This is a genomic window from Streptomyces canus 299MFChir4.1, assembly GCF_000383615.1.
Lineage (GTDB): Bacteria > Actinomycetota > Actinomycetes > Streptomycetales > Streptomycetaceae > Streptomyces > Streptomyces canus_C.
The window spans coordinates 167176-189190 of record NZ_KB911584.1; the positions used below are offsets into that span (position 1 = coordinate 167176).

At 70.0% G+C, this 22015-nt stretch carries 16 protein-coding genes and 2 tRNA genes; 5 read left to right on the forward strand and 13 right to left on the reverse strand.

From position 1 onward, the window contains the following. Positions 1–188 precede the first annotated feature (188 nt). Both H293_RS0108720 and H293_RS0108725 read left to right on the forward strand, forming a co-directional pair. Positions 189–2387, forward strand: coding sequence for an elongation factor G-like protein EF-G2 (locus tag H293_RS0108720; protein ID WP_020117492.1), 2199 nt, complete (start codon positions 189–191; stop codon positions 2385–2387). Positions 2388–2593: 206 nt separating this feature from the next. Beyond that, positions 2594–4258, forward strand: coding sequence for a membrane protein (locus H293_RS0108725; RefSeq protein ID WP_020117493.1), 1665 nt, complete (start codon positions 2594–2596; stop codon positions 4256–4258). Positions 4259–4322: 64 nt separating this feature from the next. On the opposite strand, the gene H293_RS0108730 is transcribed toward H293_RS0108725, so the two are convergent. Next, the gene (locus H293_RS0108730) at positions 4323–4883 is read right to left on the reverse strand and encodes an HIT family protein (RefSeq protein ID WP_033415321.1); all 561 of its coding nucleotides are present in this window, start codon (positions 4881–4883) and stop codon (positions 4323–4325) included. Between the two features lie 853 nt (positions 4884–5736). Here H293_RS0108730 and H293_RS54625 point away from each other — a divergent pair. Then, entirely contained in the window at positions 5737–6327 is a 591-nt protein-coding gene (locus H293_RS54625) for a potassium channel family protein (RefSeq protein WP_078612554.1), read from the forward strand. Between the two features lie 28 nt (positions 6328–6355). On the opposite strand, the gene thrS is transcribed toward H293_RS54625, so the two are convergent. The 3 genes from thrS to H293_RS0108750 form a co-directional block, all read right to left on the reverse strand. Next, positions 6356–8332, reverse strand: a complete 1977-nt coding sequence (thrS, locus tag H293_RS0108740; RefSeq protein WP_020117496.1) for a threonine--tRNA ligase — start codon at positions 8330–8332, stop codon at positions 6356–6358. Positions 8333–8423: 91 nt separating this feature from the next. Next, the gene (locus H293_RS0108745; protein WP_020117497.1) at positions 8424–9662 is read right to left on the reverse strand and encodes a serine/threonine-protein kinase; all 1239 of its coding nucleotides are present in this window, start codon (positions 9660–9662) and stop codon (positions 8424–8426) included. Further along, positions 9659–10225, reverse strand: coding sequence for a DUF4365 domain-containing protein (locus tag H293_RS0108750; RefSeq protein WP_020117498.1), 567 nt, complete (start codon positions 10223–10225; stop codon positions 9659–9661). Before H293_RS0108750 ends, H293_RS0108745 begins: the two co-directional genes overlap by 4 nt. Positions 10226–10416: 191 nt before the next feature. On the opposite strand from H293_RS0108750, the gene H293_RS0108755 reads away from it, so the two are divergent. Further along, positions 10417–11142, forward strand: coding sequence for a 3'-5' exonuclease (locus H293_RS0108755; RefSeq protein ID WP_020117499.1), 726 nt, complete (start codon positions 10417–10419; stop codon positions 11140–11142). 42 nt (positions 11143–11184) lie between these two features. On the opposite strand, the gene H293_RS0108760 is transcribed toward H293_RS0108755, so the two are convergent. Both H293_RS0108760 and H293_RS0108765 read right to left on the reverse strand, forming a co-directional pair. Next, a tRNA-Val gene (locus H293_RS0108760) sits at positions 11185–11256 on the reverse strand. 39 nt (positions 11257–11295) lie between these two features. Then, a complete protein-coding gene (locus tag H293_RS0108765) occupies positions 11296–11742 on the reverse strand; it encodes an SRPBCC family protein (RefSeq protein ID WP_020117500.1) in 447 nt (148 codons plus the stop codon). 49 nt (positions 11743–11791) lie between these two features. On the opposite strand from H293_RS0108765, the gene H293_RS0108770 reads away from it, so the two are divergent. After that, positions 11792–14203 carry an SCO7613 C-terminal domain-containing membrane protein gene (locus tag H293_RS0108770; RefSeq protein ID WP_020117501.1) on the forward strand — a complete coding sequence of 804 codons (2412 nt, stop codon included), beginning with the start codon at positions 11792–11794 and terminating at the stop codon, positions 14201–14203. A gap of 95 nt (positions 14204–14298) precedes the next feature. Here the strand turns inward: H293_RS0108770 and H293_RS0108775 are convergent, their stop codons facing one another. The 7 genes from H293_RS0108775 to H293_RS0108805 all read right to left on the reverse strand — a co-directional run bounded on the left by H293_RS0108775 (position 14299) and on the right by H293_RS0108805 (position 21861). Then, positions 14299–17034 carry an exo-rhamnogalacturonan lyase family protein gene (locus H293_RS0108775; protein WP_020117502.1) on the reverse strand — a complete coding sequence of 912 codons (2736 nt, stop codon included), beginning with the start codon at positions 17032–17034 and terminating at the stop codon, positions 14299–14301. A 91-nt stretch (positions 17035–17125) separates the two neighbouring features. Then, a complete protein-coding gene (locus tag H293_RS0108780) occupies positions 17126–17719 on the reverse strand; it encodes a hypothetical protein (RefSeq protein ID WP_199790143.1) in 594 nt (197 codons plus the stop codon). Positions 17720–17738: 19 nt separating this feature from the next. Next, complete coding sequence (locus H293_RS0108785; RefSeq protein ID WP_020117504.1) at positions 17739–18611, reverse strand: carbohydrate ABC transporter permease; 873 nt, start codon at positions 18609–18611, stop codon at positions 17739–17741. Beyond that, positions 18608–19564 carry a carbohydrate ABC transporter permease gene (locus H293_RS0108790; RefSeq protein WP_020117505.1) on the reverse strand — a complete coding sequence of 319 codons (957 nt, stop codon included), beginning with the start codon at positions 19562–19564 and terminating at the stop codon, positions 18608–18610. The genes H293_RS0108785 and H293_RS0108790 overlap by 4 nt, the downstream gene beginning before the upstream one ends. Before the next feature lie 14 nt (positions 19565–19578). After that, positions 19579–20868, reverse strand: a complete 1290-nt coding sequence (locus tag H293_RS0108795) for an extracellular solute-binding protein (protein ID WP_028807679.1) — start codon at positions 20866–20868, stop codon at positions 19579–19581. A 382-nt stretch (positions 20869–21250) separates the two neighbouring features. Next, positions 21251–21322: transfer RNA gene (locus tag H293_RS0108800), tRNA-Val, on the reverse strand. A gap of 77 nt (positions 21323–21399) precedes the next feature. After that, positions 21400–21861, reverse strand: a complete 462-nt coding sequence (locus H293_RS0108805) for a TIGR02611 family protein (RefSeq protein ID WP_020117507.1) — start codon at positions 21859–21861, stop codon at positions 21400–21402. Between the last annotated feature and the right edge of the window lie 154 nt (positions 21862–22015).

The following is a 22015-nucleotide window of genomic DNA, read 5'->3' on the forward strand; positions in this document are numbered from 1 at the left end:
GCCGGGCACCCGGAGCCCGTGTCACGGGCTCGACGCGTCCGGGTCACGGCGCGATCGCGTCCGTCGTATGGACGCACCGTGACGGGAGTGGAAAGCTCGAAGGACCGCGGGCGTCACCGGAGCCGCACCGCACGCGGGTCCGCATGTCCGCGCCCACAGAGACCTCACCGTGCACGGGAGGCAAGGCCATGGGCGACAAGGCGAACGCACACCCCGGAGCCGCCGGCAGGGCAACAGCGGCCGACCACCCCGCGTCCGTACGGAATGTGGTGCTGGTCGGCCACTCCGGATCGGGCAAGACGACATTGGTGGAAGCTCTCGCACTCACCGCGGGGGCAGTGAACCGGGCGGGCCGCGTGGAGGACGGCGGCACCGTCTCGGACTACGACGAGATCGAGCACCGGCAGCAACGCTCGGTGCAGCTCTCCCTGGTGCCCGTCGAATGGGACGGGTACAAGATCAATATTCTGGACACCCCCGGATACGCCGACTTCGTCGGGGAGCTCAGGGCCGGTCTGCGAGCGGCGGACGCGGCCCTTTTCGTCGTCTCGGCCTCGGACGGGGTGGACGGCTCCACGCGCATGGTGTGGGAGGAGTGCGCTGCCGTCGGGATGCCCCGCGCGATTGTGGTCACGCATCTGGAGGCCGCGCGGGCGGACTTCGAGGAGATGACGCGGATCTGCGCGGAGGTCTTCGGGGGCGACGACCCCGACGCCGTGCTCCCGCTCTATCTGCCGCTGCGCGGGCCGCAGGGGCCCGACGGGCACGCGCCCGTGACCGGGCTGACCGGACTGCTGTCGCAGAAGCTGTTCGACTACTCGTCCGGGGAGCGCAAGGAGTCCGAGCCGGGCGAGGACCAGCTGCCGGGGATCGAGGAGGCCCGCAACCGGCTGATCGAGGGGATCATCTCGGAGAGCGAGGACGAGACCCTCATGGACCGCTATCTGGGCGGCGAGGAGATCGACTTCAAGACGCTCGTGGAGGACCTGGAGCGGGCCGTCGCGCGCGGGGTGTTCCATCCGGTGCTGGCCGCCGCCCCCGCGGGCGACGGCGCCCGGCAGGGGCTCGGTACGGTCGAGCTGCTGGAGCTGATCACCGGCGGGTTCCCGACACCGTTCGAACACCCCACCCCGGGCGTCACGACCATCGACGGCAAGCCGCGCGAGATCAAGGCGTGCGACACCGAGGGGCCGCTGGTCGCGGAGGTCGTGAAGACGGCGTCCGATCCCTATGTCGGCCGGATCTCGCTGGTGCGGGTCTTCTCCGGGACCCTGCGTCCGGACGAGACGGTCCATGTCTCCGGGCACGGGCTCGCCGACCGCGGGCACGAGGACCATGACGTCGACGAACGCATCGGCGCGCTGTCCGCTCCCTTCGGCAAGCAGCAGCGCTCGCTGACGCACTGCATCGCGGGCGACCTCGCGTGCGTGGCGAAGCTCAGCCGCGCGGAGACCGGCGACACCCTTTCGGCCAAGGACGACCCGCTGCTGATGGAGCCGTGGGAGATGCCCGACCCGCTGCTGCCGCTCGCCATCCAGGCGCACAGCAAGGCGGACGAGGACAAGCTCTCGCAGGGGCTCGCCCGACTGGTCGCCGAGGATCCGACCATGCGGCTCGAACAGAACCAGGACACCCACCAGGTCGTCCTGTGGTGCCTGGGCGAGGCGCACGCCGACGTGGCGCTGGAGCGGCTGCGCAGCCGCTACGGCGTGCAGGTGGACGTCGTACCGCACCGGGTGTCCCTGCGGGAGACGTTCGCGGACAAGTCGGCCGGGCGCGGGCGGCATGTGAAGCAGTCCGGCGGCCACGGGCAGTACGCCATCTGCGAGATCGAGGTGGAGCCGCTGCCCGGCGGCTCGGGCATCGAGTTCGTGGACAAGGTCGTCGGCGGCGCGGTGCCGCGGCAGTTCATCCCGTCCGTCGAGAAGGGCGTACGGGCGCAGGCGGCCAAGGGAGTTGCCACCGGCCACCAGCTCATCGATGTCCGGGTCACGCTGCTGGACGGCAAGGCGCACTCCGTGGACTCCTCGGACGCCGCGTTCCAGACGGCCGGGGCACTGGCCCTCAGGGAGGCGGCGGCGGAGGTGAGGATCCATCTGCTGGAGCCGGTGTCCGAGGTGTCCGTGCTGGTCGGCGACGACTACGTGGGCGCCGTGATGAGCGACCTGTCCGGGCGGCGCGGCCGGGTGCTGGGCACCGAGCAGACCAACGGCGGTCGCACCCTCATCAAGGCCGAGGTGCCCGAGATGGAGATCGGGCGGTACGCGGTGGACCTGAGGTCCCTGTCGCACGGCACCGCGCGCTTCAGCCGCTGCTACGCCCGGCACGAGCCCATGCCGCCGCAGATCGCCGAGAGGATCCGTGAAGAGGCGCGTGCCGCCTCGTAGTTGGGTCCGGACGTCGCACAAGTGGCGTCCGGAGCCCCTCGGGTGACGTTTCTGGAACCCTCCCCTCCGAATCGGCGGGCGGCTTCGGCCGTCCGCCGATTAATGTCAGCGCGTACCGATACGCTGATGACCTGATCAACAGGTGTGCGAAGCACGGAAGTCGGGAAAGCCGCAGTGGGTGAGTCCGGCGGCGATCGGGGGCGGGAATGACCGTTGACGGCGGTTACGCGGACATCTTCGGTCCGCAGGTGCCGCGCACGGGCGACGAGGCGCAGACGGCGACGTTCGCCCTGGCCTCGGCGGCCTATCGGGACAATCCGGTGGAGGAGATCCTCAAGGCCAACAACGAGTGGCACGAGTCGGCCGTCAAGAACGGCCGCAAGTGGGCGAAGATCTTCCGCCCCAACCTGGGCGAGGCGTTCTCCACGGCCGTGGTCACCCGCATGCTCGGCGCGGGCCGCAAGCCGCTCATCCAGTCCTTCGGCGCCGAGCCGCAGGTCGTGGTCGAGCACTGTCTCGCGGCGAACAACATCCGCCGGGACCGGGACAACTGGCTGACCGCCGTGATGGTGCTGTGCGGTGTGCTCTTCCTGCCGGGGCTCCTCGTCTGGCTGCTGGTCTTCACGCTGCGCACCAACATCGCCAAGCGTGAGGACAACAAGCAGGCGGGCGCGCTCGCCACGGCGCTGCTCGTCGCGATGGGCGCGCTCGCCGTGCTCTTCCTCCTCAAGATGCCGTTCAGCGGGTTCTGGGGTCTGTACGCACGCGCGTGCGTCGTCCTGCCCGTGGTCGGCTGGTTCTGGGCCAAGCAGATCTGCGAGCGCACCGCCAGGGATCTGCGGGACCGCTGGGCCAGTCTGCTGGCCGGCAGCAGTGTGGGCGCCAAGGTGCCCGAGGCGGTGCCGAGCAACCCCGGCGAGACGGCGGCCGAGCAGCTGCGCCAGTCCCTGGCCACGCTCAGCGCCGAGCAGCAGTCCAACTCGGTCTTCTACGCCGGTCCCAAGGGCATACTCGGCATGGGCACCCGGTGGGGCAGCTGGCAGCTCGCCGAGGACCTGGTGTCCGCCGATCCCACCCGGGAGATCCATCCCTTCCGCAGCTGGGACGTCATCCGTTCCATCCATGACCAGCTCCGCATGCTGGAACGCAACACGATCAACACCGGCGGCTTCCCGAAGCCGTCCGTACGCCACTGGGTCGTCACCCCGATCGCGGAGGGCGCGAAGGAGGTGTCCCGGCCCGGGGGCACGGACGTGGACGCGTACCAGGTCAAGACCCACGCGATACAGGACATCTGCAACAAGCAGCAGTTCGGCGGTGGCGACCGGCACTACCTGGGCGTCCAGTGGACCCTCTGGGAGGGGCAGCTGGTCCTCACCATGCTGATCACGGTGACCGTGCTGCACGAGACGCTGCGCATCGAGGTCACCGGGCACGCCCTGGGGCCGGTGCACGGGCTGTTCACCTCGAAGCCGGCGGCCAAGGAGAAGGAAGTCGCCAAGCAGGTCAGGTTCTGGGAGACCAAGAAGATCAAGCTTCCGCTGGTCGACGCGGACGAGGTGGTCCGCCTCACCGCGCGGGCGCCCCTGACCCGGTATCCGCCGCTGCTCAACTGGCTCGGCGGCTCGCTCGTCCTTCCCGAGCCGTTCGGTCTGCGGCACGCCTGGGCGGACAAGCCGTGGCGGCACCGCTTCATGGCCGACGACGCGCTGCGCGCCGCGACCCCGGTACTGAGGGTCGTGCACTCGGCGGCGATCCGGGTCCTCCAGGAGAACGGCGTGGACACCGAGAAGTTCGGCACGCGGGCGGGCTTCCTGAGCACGCAGGTGCAGGACGTGTCGCCCCGGAAGGCGGACGTCTACGACGCGTAGGGGTGACGGGTACGACCCGTAGGGCTAGGGGGGCCGCGATGACCGGCCCCCCTACCTCATTCGCTCACTCGCTCGGCCAGGCCTCCGCCAGCATCTTGCGGGTGTCACCGAGAAGCTGCGGCAGCACCTTCGTGTGGCCGACGACCGGCATGAAGTTCGTGTCGCCGCCCCAGCGCGGGACGATGTGCTGGTGGAGGTGAGCGGCGATACCAGCGCCGGCGACCGTCCCCTGGTTCATGCCGATGTTGAAGCCGTGCGCCCCGGAGGCCGTCCGCAGGGCAGTCATCGCCTGCTTGGTCAGCGCTGCCAGCTCAGCGGTCTCCGGCTCGGTGAGGTCGGTGTAGTCGGCCACATGACGGTAGGGCACGACCATGAGGTGGCCGCCGGTGTAGGGGTAGAGGTTGAGCACCGCGTACACCAGCCGGCCGCGCCGCACGACCAGACCGTCCTCGTCGGACTTGGCCGGAATCGAGCAGAAGGGGCAGCCGTCGTCGGCACCCGGGCCGGTCGGCTTGTTCTCGCCCTGGATGTAGGCCATCCGGTGGGGTGTCCACAGACGCTGGAACGCGTCCTGCGTCCCCACTCCCAACTGCTGCTCCGGCTCACTCGTCATGCAAAGCAGCATATGACTTCGCCCGTTCGCGCCGTGTCGGCGGGGTTGTGGGAAAAGCAGCCCGGGCCAAGCTGGGCGGGTGGACGACGACAGCGGCACGCGCCGGGGCAGCGACGGGCAGGGAGCCGACGACAGCGGCACGCGCCCCGGCGGCAACGAGCACGAACCCGACGAAACTGACGCGCGCCCCGACAGCAACCGGCAGGGAGCCGACGACAACCGCACACCCCCCAACGGCAACGAGCACCCGGCCGACGACACCGACGCGCACCCCGACAACAACCAGCACACGACCGACGAAACTGACGCGCGCCCCGACAACAACCAGCAGAGAGCCGACGACAACCGCACACCCCCCAACGGCGACGAGCACGAGACCGACGGCACAGACGAGCGCCGACCTCAGCGCAACGACGCGCACGACGCTTCCGAGAGCAACGGCAAAGACGGGCACGAAAGCGACGGCACAGACGCACACCGGCCTCAGGACACCGACGCACACCAGCCTCAAGACACCAACGTGCCCCAGCCTCAGCACAGCGACGCGCAAAAGCCCTCCGGCGACCACACTCCCGAGCCCCACGCCACTGGCAAGCACGAAAACCACGGCCCAGCAGGCGACGAGGTCCACAACCCTCGCGAACCCGACCTCCACAGCACCACAGCCCCCCAGACCCCCGGCACACCGGGCCCCCCGCCCCGCGCCACCCCCACCCACCGACGGACCCACACCACGAACACCCCCGGAACCCACCGCACCCCCCGCCCCCGAGCCGGCAGCCCCGAGCCCGGCCCGCTCGAAGACGCAGCCCACCGCCAGGCCCGCTGGGAGCAGCACACCGAGGTCCCCCTCGCCGTCGCCTCCCTGGCCTTCCTCGCCGCGTACGCGCTCCGGGTCCTGGCTCCCGGTCTTCCGCAGGCCGCACTCGACCTCTGTCTGGCGACGACGCTGGCCGCCTGGGCGCTGTTCGCCGCCGACTACGCGGTGCGCTGGCGCCTCAGCGGGCAGCGGCTGCGCTTCGTACGGAAGCATGTGCTGGACACCGTGGTCCTGCTCCTGCCGCTGCTGCGCCCGCTCCGGGTCGTGAAGCTGTACGAGGCCGTGCAGCGCCGCCACGGCCGGCCCCGGCTCGCCCTGCACGCGCGCGTGATCGTGTACTCCGGTATGTCGACCCTTCTGCTGGGCTTCACCGGTGCCCTCGCCGTCTTCCAGCAGGAACGCGACGCCCCCGGCACCACCATGCCCACCTTCGGCGACGCCGTCTGGTGGACCTGTGCCACCCTGACCACCGTCGGCTACGGCGACGTCGTACCCGTCACCCCGCTGGGACGCCTGATCGCGGTCGGCGTGATGATGATCGGGATGGCCCTGCTCGCCGCCGTGACCGGCACCTTCGCCTCCTGGCTGCTCCAGGTGTTCTCCCGGGAGGACGACGAGAGGCCCCCGGGAAGCTGAACTCCCCGAGGGCCCCGCCGTGCGGAGATCAGACCTGCGCCCGCTCCTCCACGACCTTCACGATCTTCGCGATGGCCTCGTCGAACGGGATGCCGTTCTCCTGCGAGCCGTCGCGGTAGCGGAAGGAGACCGAGCCGCTGGCCATGTCCTCGTCGCCCGCGATGACCATGAAGGGCACCTTCTGCTTCTGGGCGTTGCGGATCTTCTTCTGCATGCGGTCGGACGAGGAGTCGACCTCGACGCGCAGGCCCTGCTTCTTGGCCGCGGCCGCGAACTTCTCCAGGTACTCGACGTGCGCGTCGCCGATCGGGATGCCAAGCGCCTGGACCGGTGCCAGCCACGCCGGGAAGGCGCCCGCGTAGTGCTCCAGGAGCACCGCGAAGAACCGCTCGATGGAACCGAACAGCGCGCGGTGGATCATGACCGGGCGCTGCTTGGAGCCGTCGGGAGAGGTGTACTCCAGCTCGAAGCGCTCCGGCAGGTTGAAGTCCAGCTGGATCGTGGACATCTGCCAGGTACGGCCGATGGCGTCCTTGGTCTGGACGGAGATCTTCGGGCCGTAGAAGGCGGCACCGCCCGGGTCCGGGACCAAGGGCAGCCCCTGCTTCTCGGCGACCTGGCGCAGCGTCTCCGTGGCCTCTTCCCAGACCTCGTCCGAGCCGACGAACTTCTCCGGGTCCTTGGTGGACAGCTCCAGGTAGAAGTCGGTCAGACCGTAGTCGCGCAGCAGGCCGAGGACGAAGGTGAGCGTCTTGTCGAGCTCCTCCGACATCTGCTCACGGGTGCAGTAGATGTGCGCGTCGTCCTGCGTGAAGCCACGCGCACGCGTGAGGCCGTGCACGACGCCCGACTTCTCGTACCGGTACACGGTCCCGAACTCGAAGAGGCGCAGCGGCAGTTCACGGTAGGAGCGGCCGCGCGCGTCGAAGATCAGGTTGTGCATCGGGCAGTTCATGGGCTTGAGGTAGTAGTCCACGCCCTCGTCGAGCTGCATGGGCGGGTACATGCCGTCGGCGTACCAGTCCAGGTGCCCGGACTGCTCGAAGAGCTTCCCCTTCGTCGCGTGCGGGGTGTAGACGAACTCGTACCCCTCCTCCTCGTGGCGGCGGCGCGAGTAGTCCTCCATGACCCGGCGGATGATGCCGCCCTTGGGGTGGAAGACGGCGAGGCCGGAGCCGATCTGCTCCGGGATGGAGAACAGGTCGAGTTCGGAGCCGAGCTTGCGGTGGTCGCGCTTCTCGGCCTCGGCGAGGAAGTCGAGGTGCGCCTTCAGCTCGTCCTTGGTCGGCCAGGCGGTGCCGTAGATGCGCTGGAGCATCGGGTTCTTCTCGCTGCCGCGCCAGTAGGCGGCCGCGTTGCGCATCAGCTTGAAGGCCGGGATCGCACGGGTCGACGGCAGGTGGGGGCCGCGGCAGAGGTCCTTCCAGCACAGGTTGCCGGTCTTGGCGTCGAGGTTGTCGTAGATCGTCAGCTCACCGGAGCCGACCTCGACGTCCGCGCCGTCGTCCGAGGAGGCCGAGCCCTTGATGCCGATCAGTTCGAGCTTGTACGGCTCGGACGCCAGCTCCTCGCGAGCCGCCTCGTCGGTCACCACGCGGCGGGAGAACTTCTGCCCCCGCTTCTGGATCTCCTGCATCTTCTTCTCGATGGCCTTGAGATCCTCGGGCGTGAACGGCTTCTCGACGTCGAAGTCGTAGTAGAAGCCGTCCTTGACCGGCGGGCCGATGCCCAGCTTGGCCTCGGGGAAGAGCTCCTGCACGGCCTGCGCCATCACGTGCGCGGTGGAGTGGCGCAGGATGTTGAGTCCGTCCTCGGAGGAGATCTCGACGCCCTCGACCGCGTCGCCCTCGGACAGGACGTACGCGAGGTCCTTGAGCTCGCCTCCCACACGCGCGGCGACGATCGAGCGCTCGCCGGCGAAGAGCTCGGCGGCCGTAGTGCCCGTCGTCACCACGCGCTCTTCCCGCTCGGAATCGCGTTGGATGATCACACGGACGTCTGACACCGGTCTCTCCTGACTGAAGGGGGGTGCGGGCGCCATACCGGGAGCGCGCGCAATAGGGGATCGTACCGACCCGGCCCCCACCTCCGCGAAATCAGTCCCCTCCGAAGGACTCCTCGCCCGACCCTTCGCAGGCCTCCTCGAAGAAGTCGAGATTCTCCTGGAGGGACTTCATCAGCCGGTCCCGCTCGGCCTCGTCCACCTGCACGGGGACCATGCCCGTGGCCCCGGTGAGCCTGCGGAAGCCCCCGCGGCTCTCCAGCCTGCCGTGCACCCGGACCGGGAGCCCGACGAGGTGGGCGTGCCCGGCGATGCGGTACGCCTCCTCGTCCAGGGTCAGCCGCACGTGCGGTATCTCGGCGCCGGCGATCACCCGCAGCCGGACCGAACCGTCCCCGCGCGGCCCCGACCTGCGCATCCTCACCACGGTGCCGGTGAGCCGGACCGCGACGGAGGGCTCCTCGCGCAGGAAGCGGGCCCCGGCCTCGCGCAGCACGGGCAGGTCGCCGGGCGAGAACTCGACGGCCTCCGAGGACGCCGCGCACCCAGTGGGGACTCCGGCGGCGGGCGCCCACTCGACGGCGATCCGCGCGCCTTCCGTCCCGCGGACGAGGGCGATCAGCGCCTCGGTGAGCTCACGGCTGACACCGGCCTCCACGGCGCCGTCGAAGGCGTCCATGCCGCCGGTGGCCCGCTGGTAGTCGATGGCCTCGCGGGTGGCGCACAGAGCCTGGTGGAGGCGGACGGCAAGCGGGCGGCCGGTGTCGACGGGCACGAAGGCGGTGAGCCGGCGGCCACCGGCGGCGGAGCCGACCAGGACGGTGTCGAGGGACGCGGCCGCCGTACGGCGGTAACGGGCGCCGTAGTAGCCGGCACGCGCGCGTGTGGCGAGCGCGCCGGCGAGCAGGGTCTGGCGGGCGGCGGCGCGCAGTCGCTCCTCGACGGTCCAGGCCGTTGCGTCGGCGGGGCCGGTCGGGACGTCACGCCACCAGCGGATCTCGTCGCTGGGCACGGCGAGCCCGAGGAGCACCTCGCGCGCGGCGGGTGTGCCGCTGCGGGACAGGGCGACGAGGGCCTCACCGAGGAGGTCCTCGCTGTCGGGGAAGGCGCGGCTCTCGGGCACGAGCAGGCTGGTCCCGCTCGCGCCCGGTCCTGGCGGGGTCCAGCGGCCGTAGCGACCGGGGGCGCCGCCCCGCCGCTGCCAGCCGTGCCGGTGCAGCAGGGCGCTCAGGACGGCGGGGTCGACCTCGTCGGGGGTCGGCGGACGGTCCCAGTGGGCCTCCGGGTGGGGGCGCACCGCGCGCAGTGGCTCCTCCAGCGGGCGGTGGGTCATGGTCTGCCTCCCGTCCCGACCCGCGTCATGATCTCGCACAGCGCCCGGTCGTCGAAGATGCGGTTGGTGGGGATCCGCACGGTGGTCCGGGTCCGGCCGGTGACGGGGTGGCCGGCCAGATTGACCCAGTAGCAGCAGTGTCTGAGGTCCAGGCGGTCGTGGCCGGCGCGCAGCCAGTCGTCCTGGGCTCTCGGCACGAGCATCACCACGAGGATCTTGTGCACCGAGACCGGGGTGCGGGCGAGTTTGCGCAGGTGGTCGTTGTCGAGCGTGAAGGAGAAGAACCGGCCGGCCGGGTTCGGGGCCACCTGGTAGGTGCACTTGAGCTGCACCTTGATGGTGACCTCGTCGTCGACGGTGTGTCCGGGTGAGCCGTGGCTGACGTGCCAGTCGATGCCGTTGTCCGGAAACGGCTGGGACAACGAGCAGCCGGCCGCCGCCGCGACGGCGTGCAGATAGCCCACCTGCAGTGTCTCCATGCAGGCGGTGGTGGCGAGCGTGCCGCGAAGGGGGCCCGTGCGCTCGGGCAGCAGCCCGCCCCGCTCGGGCTGCGCTATCGCCATGACCAACAGCCTTCCAAGCCAAGTGACATGCCCTCACAAGGGCCACATGAATCCCACGCCGGGCCGCTGAACTGCAAAGACCCGCACTCCTGTTGTGTCCTTCCGGCGTACGTCGCAAACAGCCCGGGTATCACCAAACAGGCAGAAGACGGTACGTCAGCTGCCGTGGGTGAACGAGGGGTTGAGTTGGTATGACGTGCTGGTACGAAGGGCCCCTGGCCGCTTTCGACACCGAGACCACCGGCGTGGACGTCGAGACCGACCGGATCGTGTCGGCCGCCGTCGTCGTCCAGGACGCGGCGGGCACCCGGCCACGGGTGAGCCGGTGGCTGGTCAATCCGGGTGTGCCGGTGCCCGCCGGGGCGACGGCGGTGCACGGGCTGACGGACGAGCATCTCCAGCGCAACGGCCGCTGGCCGGCGCCGGTGATGTTCGAGATAGCCGAGACGCTGGCCGAGCAGGCGGCCGCGGGCCGTCCGCTGGTCGTGATGAACGCGCCGTTCGATCTGACCGTCCTGGACCGGGAGTTGCGCCGCCATCGCGCCTCGCCGCTGGATCGCTGGCTGGATTCCTCGCCGCTGCTGGTGCTGGATCCGCGGGTCCTCGACAAGCACCTGGACCGCTACCGCAAGGGCCGGCGCACCCTCACCGACCTGTGCGAGCACTACGGCGTCACGCTGGACGGCGCGCACGACGCGGCGGCCGACGCACAGGCGGCGCTGGATGTCGTACGGGCGGTCGGGCGCCGTTTCGCCGCCCGGCTGGAGCGGCTGGAACCGCCGGAGCTGCACAGCCTCCAGGCGGTGTGGCACGCGGCCCAGGCGCGGGGCCTGCAGGCCTGGTTCGCGCGCAGCGGCTCGGAGGAGTCGGTGGACCCGGCATGGCCGCTGCGCCCGGATCTGCCCGCGGCGGCGTAACGGAAAAACCGGCCTGCGAGTGCAGACCGGTTCTTTTCCGGGTGGGCGATACTGGGTTCGAACCAGTGACCTCTTCGGTGTGAACGAAGCGCTCTCCCACTGAGCTAATCGCCCGGGAACGCACTGAACAATACAGGTCCCCGCGGGTTTCCTTCAAACCGCTTCCAAGTAGGCGACGAGCCCTCGCCGTCCGGCGCGCATCATCAGCCGGTGGTTGGCCAGGAAGACCGGCCGTCCGGGCACGGCGAAGCGTCGGAGCAGCGGTTTGTTCACCTCGGTGACCTGGTCGTAGTGGGCGAGGCTGCCGTCGCCGTCCGCGGTGATCGTCCAGCGCGCCCAGCCCTCCAGATCACCGTCCATCTCGATCTCCAGCACCCCGGCCGCCCGGTCGCGCCGCACCTCTCGCGCGGTGAAGACCAGGTCGTACGGCAGCACGGCGCGGATCGTGATGACGCCGCTGGTGTCGTCGAGCCGTCGCACCGCGCGCACCTGGGGCCACCAGCGCGGATACTCCTCGGCCCGCTCCAGCACGTCGTAGACGACTGCGGGCCTCGCAGGCAGGGACCACAGGCTGCGGAAGCGGAATCCGGTCCAGTCCATAGGGAGAGTCTGGCATCGGATCCGAGTACGTCCTTGAGTACCCGTACTCATGTCGCGCCGCGTGACCCAGCCCACACTTCAGGGCATGACGCACATCCCGCCCCCGGCCGAGGAGCTGCGGCTCCTCGACGCCGAGCTGTGGCAACTGGACGCCCGCCGGGCCCAGTTGCTGGCCCGCAGGGCCTGGCTGGTCGCCGCGCTCCAGCCGAAGTGGCAGGCGCCGCAGCCGACCGGCCCGATGCCCGCCGCATCTCCTCGCCCCGAGGCGAGCGCACCCAGCGTGCAGAACGTGCTCCTGGTGCTCGGCGGTGTCCTGCTCACCGTCGCGGCGATGGTGTTCACCCTGGTCAGCTGGGGTCACCTGGGGATCACCGGACGGGCCATGGTCCTGGGCGCCGTGACAGTGACCGCACTCGCCGCACCGCTTCCGCTGCTGAAGCGCGGGCTGCGCTCGACGGCCGAGTCGGTGGCGGGCCTGGGTCTGGCGCTGACGGTCCTGGACGCGGTCGCGCTGCACGGGGCCGTGTTCCTGAAGAGCCCCGGGGCGCCGTACACGGCGGTCGCCTCGGCCCTGCTGGCGGGAGTCTGGGCGGCGTACGGCCTCCTGCCGCGCGTGTCCGAGCTGCGCCTGCCCCGCCCGGCCGCCCTGGTCGCGGCCCAACTCCCGCTGTTCTTCTGGGCGATCGCGGCCGACGCGGGCTCGTACGGGCTCACGGCCGCGCTCCTGGTGACGGCCGGGTTCGACACCGTCGTGGCGCTCCGGATGAAGTCCCTGCGCTTGGTCGCCGCGATCGGCGCGTACGGGGTGGGTGCCTGGGGCGTACTGGCCGCCGGCTGGCTGACCTGGACAGCCTCCGGCCCGAGCGCCGCCGCCCGTGCGGCGGCGCTCCTTCTCCTCGCGAGCGCGATCGCCCTGGCCGCCGCATGGCAGGCCGGCCGTGAGGCGACCCGCGTGCCCGGCGAGGAGCAGTCCCTCGGTCTCGCCCTCACCTCCGGTCTGCTCGCGGTGGCCGCCCTCGGCGGGGTGGGACGGTCCGCGCTGCCCGCGGTGTGGACGGTCCCGGTCCATCTGGCCCTCGGCATCGCCCTGTTGGCGGTGCTGCGACCGGCCCGGCTGCCGGAGACGGTACGGCGAGGTCTGCTGTGGGCCTCCGGTGCGGTGCAGGCGCTGTCCTTCCTGTGGACGCTGCCCGTCGTCGGTGTGGTCGTGCTGGGGCCGCTCTCCTGGGCCTCGCAGGCGTGGACCGGCACCCCGACGGACGCCCGCGCCGCGGTGACGTCCCACCTGACCTGGCCGCCGTACTCCGGGACGGTCCCCCTGGTCCTGGCGGCGCTGGCAGGCGTCCTGGCACTGGCCGTGCGCGACACGACCTGGCGTCCGCGGGCAGTGACCGCCGCCCTTTGCCTGGCCTGGGGCGCGCTCCTCACCGTTCCGGCGGTGCTGGGACTCCCCTACGCCGCAGGCCTGCTGATCCAGGGCGCGGCGACGGCGGGAGCCCTGGCGGCGGCCGTCCTGCTGTCCAGGCCCGCCGCTCTCGTCCCGGCGCTCGTCGCCTCCGTGAGCCTCGCCTTCCTCTCCCTCGCCACCCGGCCGGCGACCCTCACCACGCTGTGCGTCCTGGTCGCGCTGTTCGCGGCGGCCTCCTGGCGTGCCGCCCCCGTCACGACGCCCACCGCCCTCGGGTACGCCGCCGCCCTCGCCTGCGCGACCGGCGCCGCCGCCGGCTGGTCGGCCCCGCACACGGCCCTGCTCGTCCTGACGGTCCCCGCCGCCACGGCCCTGCTGGCCTGGCGGCTCACCGACTCCCCCGCGGCCCTGCCGATCGAGCTGACCGGAGCCGCGACCGCGCTCCTGGCCGTCGCCCTGGCCGCCACCGACCTCCCGATGCTCGCCACGGTCCTGGCCCTGTGCGCAGTGATAGCGGCGGGCACGGCGATCCGCGCGGACCGCCGACCCGTCGGCTACGCGGCCGTCGCTCTGTTCGTCCTGGCCACCTGGGTCCGCCTGGCGGCCTGGGACATGAGCGCCCCGGAGGCGTACACGCTCCCGGTCACGATCCCGGCCCTGCTCGTCGGCCACCTCCGCAGGCGGCACGTCCCGGAGACCTCGTCCTGGACGGCGTACGGCCCAGGTCTGGCCGCCACCCTCCTGCCGAGCCTGGTCATGGCCTGGGGCGACCCCGACTGGACCCGCCCGCTGCTCCTGGGTCTGGCCGCGCTGTCCCTCACCCTGATGGGCGGCGGCTACAGCCTCAAGGCCCCCTTGGTCCTGGGCGGCTCGGTCCTGACCCTGGACGCCCTCCATGAACTGGCCCCGTACATAGTCCAGGTGACGGACGCCCTCCCCCGCTGGGTACCCCCGGCGCTGGCAGGCCTCCTGCTCCTCGCGCTGGGAGCGACGTACGAGCGACGCATCAGGGATGTCCGAAAGATGCGGGACTTCCTGGGAAGCCTCCACTGACCCCACCCAGGGGCGCGGGGCTGCATCGATCTGCGGCTCCGCCGCGTGGGCGCGACCGGCCACAACGGACGCCCGGTTCCCCACCGCACAAGTCCCTACGGCATCTTGTCCCCGAGAAGCGCCAGGTTCTCGATGGCGGCCAGCCCGTACAGCGCGGTGTCGTTGCTCGACACCCAGGCCGCCTCACTACCCGCCACCAGCGAGACCGGCCCGCTCAACGCCTCCGTCTTCCACGGCGCCGACTCCTTGTACCCGTCGGAGTTGTAGAACTTGTCCCACGCGCGCGTGGCCAGCTTGGCGTCCCCGGTCTTCACGGCCGCGTAGGCGTCCAGCCGCGAGTGGCCCTGGAAGAGCAGCAGGGTCCCGAAGTTGGACCCGTACCGCGCCGCCTGCTCGGCCTTGGTCGCGTTGAAGTAGCGGCAGTAGTCGAAGTACGCCTCGTTGAACCTGGGCATGTCGACGAGGTCGATGAGCTCGGCGCACAGCTCGTTGAGCCCGAACACCGCGGACAGGTGCGAGACCCCTACGACCGGCGCCGAGGCCACCGCGAACGTGCCCGTGTCGAGGTCGTACAGGCCACTGCCCTGGACGAACCCGTTGGGCTGGGCGGCGATGCCCTCCATCGTCGACAGGACGCGTGCCTTTGCCTTCTCCCACTTGGGCCCCTTGCGCTCCCACTCGGTCAGCCACGCCGAGACGAGCCCGCTCCAGTCCGTGCCGAAGCCGATCGACAGGGCGTGCCGGTCGGGCGTGTACGGGTCCGTGCGTACCTTGCGCAGGGGGTCCAGTACGAGGAACGTCTCGTCGGAGTCGACATTGGCGTGCATGAGGTCGCCGACGCGCTCGTCCGCGGTGAGGAAGTAGTAGTAGCGGCGGTACGTCGTGTTGGCGATGCGCTGCTGCTTGGCGCTGTCGGCGTAGTGCTGCACTCCGTGCCGGGTGCCGAGTCCGGCCCACTGGCCCAGGTGGTAGACGTCGACCTCGCCGGTGTGCCGGGTCATCGACTCGGCGAACCGGAAGATGTCCGCGCGGCCCGACCTGATGTACGCGAACCACAGCCAGAGGTCCGGCGAGAGCTCGGAGTTGTCCCAGGCGTAGCCGCCGATGTCGTACCGCCACTGGTGCCTGACGGTGTCATAGGTGTGCATGATGTCGCCGTAGTCCCAGAAGCCGTACCAACGGCGTTGCTCCACCTGGTCCTTGTAGTAGGCGAAGAGGAAGTCGAGGTGGTCCTCGATCTTCGCCTTGGCCGGCGTGGACCGGTCGGGCTCGGAGTACAGGCCGGGTCCGAAGACCTTCGCCTTGATGAGCTGCTTGGGCGGGGCGGCGAGCTGCGGCAACACCCGTACGGCCTCGACCTGTTGAGCCAGGGCCTCCGGGGACGGCGTCGACTCGTTGGCCCAGAACAGCAGTTCCGAGGTGCGGGCGATGCCGTAGGGCGTGCCGAACTCCGGCTCGTAGTCCTCGTAGGTGATGTTGAGGCCTTCGAGCTGCTCCGCGAAGGTGTCCTGGCCCATGCCGTCGTGGTAGAAGCGCAGGTCCATGGGCTGGGCCTCGGGCGACCAGAGCCAGAGGGTGACCTCGGCCTCGTCGGTCTGGGCGTCGCGGATGTCGAGCTGGGAAGGGTGCTTCTCCCAGAAGTCCCGCAGGCCGAAGGAGAATCCGCCGCTCGCGCCACCGACGTAGCCGAACCCGGAGGACCGCCTGCCGCCGCCGGCGCCGACCCAGCCGTGTCCCTTCTTGGTGCGCTTGCGCAGGGTGAAGCCGTCGGCGGAGAGCTGGGAGAGGGTGTAGTCGCCCCACTCGGGGATGTACTGGAGCCGGGTGGTGACCCGCTGGTCCCAGGTGGAGGGGTCAGGCAGCTCCTTGCCCGCGTACTGGGCCTCCTGCACGGCGATGCCGGGGTCGCGGCGCAGCCCGGTGATGCCCTTGACGGCCTCCCGCAGCAGGCCGGTGCCCTCGCCGCCGACGCGGATGTGGCGGTCGTACGCCTGGTCGCGCATCGGCACGGTGAAGCGGACGCCGAGGCCGCGGATGAAGTCGCCGCTCGCCTTGCCGGGTTCCTGGGTGCCGTCGTAGGTGATGGTGTGCACCATGCGGAAGGAGTCGGCGCCCGCGTAGAAGTAGAGGCGGATCGAGAAGGGCAGCCAACTCCGGTTGCCCTTGCGGTGCTTGCCGTCGATCTTGACGACCGCGCGGACCGGACCGGACTGCTCGACGGTGACCTCGGAGACGGCCCCCTCGAAGCGCTCCGTCCTGACCGTGCCCTGGTCCTCGTCCTCGATCTCGGGCTGGCGGATCAGCACGAGCCGCCCGTTCTTGGCGATCTCCGTCGACCCGCGGGTGACCGACTTGATGAGGGTGGCGCCCGACTTGCCGATCTTCGCGGTGATGACGCCGGTGGAGACGGTGATGGTGCCGCCGCTCTTGTCGACGGTGACCTTCTTGTCGGGTACGGCGGCGTCGCCCGCGCTCAGCGACAGCTTGCCGTTGCCCGAACTGACCGCGTGCGCGGTCCACTTGAGCGAGCCGTCGGGCCAGTAGGCGATCGGCCAGGACTGGACCGGCACGGCCTTGCCGTCGGCGTCCGTGACCGCGAACTTCTGGTCCTCCTGATAGGCGCCTCTGGGCCAGGGGACACCGACGGTGGAGCCGGGTGCGGCGCCGAGGCCGCCTTCCTCCAGCCAGTCCAGGGTCACGGGAGAGTCGTCGGCCTCGGCGGCTCCGGGCGCGGCCTGCGCGTCCTTGGCTCCCAGCGCCCAGCTGAACTGCGCGGCGGCGCCGGCGACGGCGGCCGCCTTGAGAATGGACCTGCGGGGGATGGGGGACATGGCCGTTCCTTTCCATGGACAGGTGGTCAGGGGCATGACAGAGAGAGGTGCGACGCCGAAAGCGCCGACCTTGTGACAGGGGCACCGCCCGTCAGCGGCGCCGGTAGCGCTCCTCCACGGCGACGGCCGCCGCCGCGACGGCCCCGAGGACCGGGACCGCCAGCGGCGCGAGGAACCCCGCGGACAGGGCCACGACGGCCAGACCGGCGACGATCAGGAAGGACCCGGCCGGGTCGCGCAGGGTCCGGCGTACGGCGTCCGCGAGCAGCGCGCGCCAGGAAGCGCCCGGAGCCCAGACCGCCGACGCGCGGAGCCCGGCCACCGCGAGTCCGATCAGTGCGAACAGTCCGACGGCCCCGACGAGCGGGCCGCCGGGAATTCCGGCCCGCGCGGCCTGGACGTCCACCCAGACCGCGGCCGCCGCGAACCACCCGGCGACCCCGACGAGCCACCCGCGGCGCACGGCCGTACGGAAGTCCGCGACGAACTCCCGTCGGCCGCCGCCCTCGTGGCCCGTACACCGCCGCAGGTGCCGGGCCCCGGCGGCGAAGGCCGCCGGGTAGGTGACGAGGCCGAGACAGGCCACGGCGATCCACACGCCGGTGAGCAGGGACTCGGCGAAGAGAGCGAAGCGCTCGCCGCCGAACACGGAGGACTTGCGTGCCTTCACACGTGCTTGCGCCATGGTGACCGCCTCAGCCTTCTCACTTCAGTCCGGACGTCGCCATGCCGTCGATCAGATAGCGCTGGAAGGCCATGAAGAAGGCGATGACCGGCACCAGCGCCACCAGCGACATCGCGATCATGCTGCCGTAGTTGGAGATGCCCTCCTGGTCGCGGAACATCATCAGGCCGAGCGAGACGGTGTACTTGGAGGGGGTGTTGAGGTAGATCAACGGCCCCATGAAGTCGTTCCACGTGTTGATGAAGGTGAAGATCGCGCTGGTGATGAGGGCGGGACGGCACAGCGGCAGCACGATCGACCAGTAGGTCCTCAGATGCCCGCAGCCGTCGAGCTTGGCAGCCTCGTCCAGCTCGCGCGGCAGCCCGCGCATGAACTGCACCATCAGGAAGACGAAGAACGCCTCCGTCGCCAGGAACTTGCCGGCCACGAGCGGCACCAGCGTGTCGACGAGTTCCAGCTTGCGGAACATCACGTACTGCGGGATGAGCAGCACGTGATAGGGCAGCAGCAGGGTGCCGATCATGAGCGTGAACAGCAGGTTCCGGCCGGCGAAGCGGATCTTGGCGAAGGCGTACGCGGTCAGGGAGCTGGAGATCACGACACCGGCCACGGCGAGGCCCGCGTAGGTCAGCGAGTTCAGGAAGAAGGTGCTGATCGAGATGCCGGAGATGCCGTCGGCGAGCGCGGAGAAGTTCGCCCAGACCGGCTTGGCGGGCAGCAGGTCGATGCTGGCGATGATGTCCTTGCTCGGCTTGAACGAGGCACCGAGCACCCAGATCACCGGGTACAGGACGATCGCGAGGACGGCGAGCGCGCCCACGTGCCAGGCGATCGATCCGGTGCGCCGCCGCTCGTTCGCGGTGCGCGCGACGGGCGGGCTGACAGTGGTCACTTGGCGGCCTCCTCGTAGTGCACCCACTTCTTCTGCGACCAGAACAGGACCGCCGTGACCAGCGCCACCGCGACCACCAGCGACCAGGCCATCGCGGAGGCGAAGCCCATCTGGGCCTCCTTGAAGCCCTTCTGGTAGAGGTAACAGGTGTAGACGAGGGTGGCGTCGGCGGGCCCGCACTGGGTGTTGGAGACCACGTACGCGGACCCGAACACCTGGAACGCGTGGATGGACTCCAGCAGCACGTTGAAGAACAGCACCGGGGAGATCATCGGCAGCGTGATGTTCCAGAACCTGCGGAAGGGACCGGCCCCGTCCACCTCGGCCGCCTCGTACAGCTCCCGCGGGACCTGCTTGAGGCCGGCCAGGAAGATGACCATCGGCGCGCCGAACTGCCAGATGCTCAGGGCCACCAGGGAGTAGAGGACGTAGTCCGGGTTGCCGATCCAGCCGCCCACGTTCAGCCCGAAGACCTTCTGCGTACGGTCCACGATCGCGTCGTCCGAGAACAGCGCCCGCCACACGAAGCCGACGGAGACGCTGGCACCGATGAGGGAGGGCATGTAGAACGCGGCCCGGTACAGGCCCTGCCCGCGCCGGCTCTGCGCGAGCAGCAGCGCGACACCGAGGGCCAGCAGCAGCTTCAGCGGAGTGGCCACGACGACGTACTTGAGCGTGACCTCCACCGACTTCTGCCAGCGCGGGTCCTGGAACATCGTCGTGAAGTTGTCGAGGCCCACCCACTCGGGCGGGGTGAACAGGTTGTACCGGGTGAACGCGTAGTACAGCGACGCGATCATCGGCCCCGCCGTGAGGACCAGGAACCCCGCGATCCACGGCGACATGAAGAGATAGCCGGCGAGGTTCTCGCGGCGCCGCCCGCGCCGCCCGGCGGCAGGAGCGGCGGACCGCTTCTTCGCCGGGCGCACGGGCGCTTCCTTGACGAGCGTCATGGTGGTACGTCCCCTCAGCCCGCGAACGCGGCCTTGGCCTCGCTGAACAGCGCCTTGGACGCGTCGGCGGGCTTGGTCTTGCCCTGGGAGACCTCGCCGCCGATCCGCAGGAACGCCGCCTCGATGACGTCGGCGCCCGACGGGTGCGGGGTGATCTTCCCGAGCACGCCGGCCTTGGCGACCTCTTCCTCGTACGCCTTGACACCCTTGTTGGTGGGGTCGGTGGGCGTGAACGCGTCGTACTGCTCGGTCGTGGCGAGGATGCCGCGGTCGTAGCCCATGATCTTGCCGACCTCGGGGTCGTGGACCATGAAGGAGATGAACTGGGCGACTTCCTTGGGGTGCTTGGTCCCGGAGAAGCCGCTGAGCATCAGCGAGCCGAGGTACTGGCCGGTGTGCTTGCCGTCCATGGTGGGGATCGGTGCGAGTCCGTAGTCCGACTCGCCCTCACCCTCGTAGCGGATGGAGAAGTTGTCCCAGGTGAATTCGGACGCCGCGAGCCCGGCCGACAGACCCGACTTGGGTTGCACCTGCTCGATCTTCTTCGGATCGGCGACCAGCCCGGACTTCACGCGCTTGTACGCGTCCGTCCACCACTGCGTCAGATCGTCCTCGGTGAAGCCGAGATCGGAGTCGGTGAAGAATGCCTTGCCGTTCTGCCGCAGATACAGGTCGTACAGGTACATGATGCCGTGGTATCCGGTGTCACCGGCGATCTTCAGCTTGTCCTGGATCGTCTGGAGCGCGGCGAAGTACTCGTCCCAGGTCCAGCCCATCTTCGCCTCGACGCCCGCCTTCTTGAAGGCCTTGAGGTCGATGACGAGTGCCATGGTGTTGGCACCGACGGGGATGCCGAGCTGCTTTCCGTCGACCTGACCGTTCGCCAGAACTCCGTTGCGGAAGTTGTCCAGGCTCAGATTCCCGGAGTCCGCCTGCGACTTGAGATCCAGCAGAACACCGCGCTTGTCGTACTTGCGCAGGAAGCCGACCGCATTCTGGAATACGTCCGGCGGATTACCGCCGGAGGCCTGGGTCTGGAACTTCTCCCAGAACGCCTGATAGTCAGTGAATTCAGGCTTGATCTTGATCTTCGGGTACTTCTTCTCGAAGAGCGCGATCGTCTTCTTGATGGCGATGGTGCGCGGCTCGCCACCCCACCACGCGTAACGCAGTGTCACCGTTCCGTCTCCGGAACTGCCGCTGTCTCCACCGCACCCCGTCGTCGCGGCCAGCCCCAGCGTCGCCGCCGTAGCCCCGGCCGCCTTCAGGATCGTTCGCCTCTCGACATTCCCGCCGGTTCCCACAGTCGAGTCCCTCCCCGCAGCGTCGCCGCCTGCATGAATCGTTTCAAGTAAGCGCTTGCTGGCACAAGCTACGGAGGCCCCGGAGGTGCGTCAATGATTCGGACAGGAATTTATTGAGAGTGTGGTGAGAGGCCGGAGCACCTTCAACGGGCTTGCAGCACGAGGGAACTGGCGATCCCCCAGGTGAGAGACGCGGGATCGACCGGTCGAACAGCACGCGGGCAGCGCCGGGGAGCGACGAGCGGCCGAAAAGGGACGCCGGCCAGGACGCCTCGCCGCGGACCGTCACGCACAGCGGAGCCGGCGGGTTCGGCGTGGCACACCGGTCCGCGCACACGCCGACGGCCCGTCCGCGATCTCGCAGACGGGCCGTCGGTCCGGGTGGGCGATACTGGGTTCGAACCAGTGACCTCTTCGGTGTGAACGAAGCGCTCTCCCACTGAGCTAATCGCCCGGGCGCAGGAAGTAGGTTACCCCATGTCAGGGGGTGCCTGTGACCAGCGGTGACAGCCTCGGCACCCCCAGCGCGACTCACTGGTCCTTGATGTTCCAGGGCATCTCGAAGCCGAACTTCCAGAGGTAGACCCCGAGGATCGCGCCGATGATCACCAGGCCGATCGAGGTCAGGATGATGTTGCGTCGGCGCACCCTGGGATCGAGGGCGCGGTGGGCCGCCTCGGTCACCTTGCGTTTGGTCCAGCGCAGGACGAGCTGGGCCCAGACGAACTCGGTCGCCCAGATCGCCATACCGCCGAAGATCACGACCCAGCCGGGCCCGGGCAGCGGCAGCATGATGATGCCGGCCACCACGACCGCGAGGCCGATGACAAAGACCAGAACCTGCCAGCTCAGGTGCAGCAGCCGCCGCGACTTGATGAATTCCGGCGCCCTGGAACCGAGCCCCTGCTCGTCCTGCGCCTCGTCCGGCTTCTTGCCCGCCTGCTCGTCAGGTGCCACGGCGACCTCGCGCGGCTCGTCACTCCCCGTATTCATACAGCCGAACCCTACCGGAGAGAAACCGGTCACCGGAATGGTCGTACCTCCCCAAGGGGGCCTCGGCCGGAAGAGTTACGTAAAGGCACGCAAAACACTCAGAGGGGTTTACAACGGCACCGTAGGTGGCATGTCGATTTCGCCGACGTGCGAA